1 pseudogene is annotated in these 604 nt (G+C 66.1%); it reads left to right on the top strand.

The features are described from left to right. Positions 1 to 604 (top strand): annotated as a pseudogene (locus tag ACMV5I_RS29625) (conjugative transfer relaxase/helicase TraI); the annotation flags it as partial.

The following is a 604-nucleotide window of genomic DNA, read 5'->3' as shown; positions in this document are numbered from 1 at the left end:
ACCGCGAGGACGCTGACCAGCGTGCGCAGGCGGGTGACATCCCGGCCCCGGCCGTGGAGGCCGTCGACATCAGTGCGTCGGTCGGCCTGGCCATCGGCATGCTGAGCGATCGGCGGGCGCGCTTCACTTACTCTGAACTGCTGGCCACCACAATAGGCCAGTTGCCCGCGCAGCCGGGGGTGGTGGCGCAGGCGCGTGAGGGCATCGAGTCGGCGATTAAAAACGAACAGCTTATTCCGCTCGATAAAGAAAAAGGCCTGTTCACCTCAAACATTCATGTGCTCGACGAACTGTCGGTGGCGGCCCTGAGCCGTGACCTGCAGCGGGCCGGGCCGATTGATACCTTTGCGGATAAAGCACAGCCCCGTACTCGAGCGTACTCTGACGCGGTCAGTGTGCTGGCGCAGGACCGTCTGCCGGTGGCGATTGTGGCCGGTCAAGGGGGGGCCGCTGGTCAGCGCGAGCGGGTAGCGGAGCTGGCCATGATGGCGCACGAACAGGGGCGTGAGGTGCAGATAGTGGCGGCAGATCGCCGCTCGGCCCGCAGCCTTGCGCAGGATGAGCGCCTTGGCGGGGAGCACATTACCGACCGGCGGGCACTGAC

It is taken from the genome of Serratia sp. T13T92, from assembly GCF_047530105.1.
Classification (GTDB): Bacteria; Pseudomonadota; Gammaproteobacteria; order Enterobacterales; family Enterobacteriaceae; genus Chania; species Chania fonticola.
Note: the sequence above shows the minus strand (reverse complement) of the source record. Positions and strands in the feature narration are given on the sequence as shown.